This window comes from Paraclostridium benzoelyticum, from assembly GCF_001006285.1.
In the GTDB taxonomy this organism is placed as follows: Bacteria; Bacillota; Clostridia; order Peptostreptococcales; family Peptostreptococcaceae; genus Paraclostridium; species Paraclostridium benzoelyticum.
In genome coordinates this window covers 1-1,100 of record NZ_LBBT01000130.1, presented here as the reverse complement: position 1 = coordinate 1,100, position 1,100 = coordinate 1, and the positions used below count along the sequence as shown (strand labels likewise).

Below are 1,100 nucleotides of genomic sequence, written 5' to 3'. Positions count from 1 at the left end.
AAAAATATTTAAAATCCTCATAAATTATACTGTTTATAAATAAATATGTATAAAATATTAAAATAAGGTGATGTGTATGTATAGATATTATACTAGTGGTGTTTGTTCAAAATCAATTTTATTAGACATAGAAGGAGACATGTTAAAAGATGTAATATTTGAAGGGGGTTGTGCAGGAAATTTAATAGGAATTAAAAATTTGATTGAAGGAAAGAATATTGATGAAATTATAGAAGCATTTGAAAAAATTCCATGTAAAAATAGAGAATCATCTTGCCCAGATCAGCTTGCGAATGCGCTTAAAATATATAAAAAATATGTATTAAAAGAGTAATATAAAAAAGCTTCTACATTAATTTAGTAGAAGCTTTTCCTTTGAAAAATTATTTAGTTACAACGATTGCAATTTTTTCATCTTTATTATAACTTATTTGAACTAATTGGTTCTTTTTAACTTTCTCTAACTCTTCGCCACCATATTTTATTTGTAACTTATCAACTCTTTTACCTTGTTTTATTATAGCTACATATTCTTTTTTACCCTTTTTCTCAAGGCTTATTAAATTTCCAACAAAAGGTTTGAAGTTTTGATATTTGTCACCTTGTTTTTTGATGTAAAAATAAGTACCAACAGCGATAACAAGTACGATTCCGAATAATACCCAACCATTAACTTTAAAGTATATACCTGTCATCCAAACAACTAACATTATGATCATAGGAATAATACTCTTTTTAAGTAATAATTTCCCCATTATTTCATTAGCTTTTTTTTCAGGGCCAGACATTGTTTTAGATCTAGCGTATGATGATGCGAATTTGTCTTTTAAGCTCATATTAATCCTCCTAGATTATTTCAAATTTAAATTATGATAACAAGTTATGCTTGAAATTTAAAATATATTTATAGTATGTACAAGTTTCACAATTAAATTTATATTCAAGCAAGCATAAATATATAACATATTTTATCATAAAAACATTAAAAAGAAAATAAATGGGAATGTAAAATTTTAATGTAAAATAAAATTTTACCATAATAAAGATTTTCATGCTTTTAATTATTAACAAAAAAATTAAAAATGTAACGTATGTTACGG

2 protein-coding genes are annotated in these 1,100 nt (G+C 24.1%); one reads left to right on the top strand and one right to left on the bottom strand.

The features are described 5' to 3' along the window. Positions 1-76 precede the first annotated feature (76 nt). Complete coding sequence (locus tag VN21_RS05580; protein ID WP_021429622.1) at positions 77-334, top strand: TIGR03905 family TSCPD domain-containing protein; 258 nt, start codon at positions 77-79, stop codon at positions 332-334. A 49-nt stretch (positions 335-383) separates the two neighbouring features. Here the strand turns inward: VN21_RS05580 and VN21_RS05575 are convergent, their stop codons facing one another. Further along, positions 384-836, bottom strand: a complete 453-nt coding sequence (locus VN21_RS05575) for a hypothetical protein (protein WP_021433602.1) — start codon at positions 834-836, stop codon at positions 384-386. Positions 837-1,100 lie beyond the last annotated feature (264 nt).

What these genes read in the sequence shown, in the direction of transcription:
- VN21_RS05580 (WP_021429622.1), top strand. Translation starts at nt 77, where the DNA reads ATGTATAGATATTATACTAGTGGTGTTTGTTCAAAATCAATTTTATTA.
- VN21_RS05575 (WP_021433602.1), bottom strand. Translation starts at nt 836, where the DNA reads ATGAGCTTAAAAGACAAATTCGCATCATCATACGCTAGATCTAAAACA.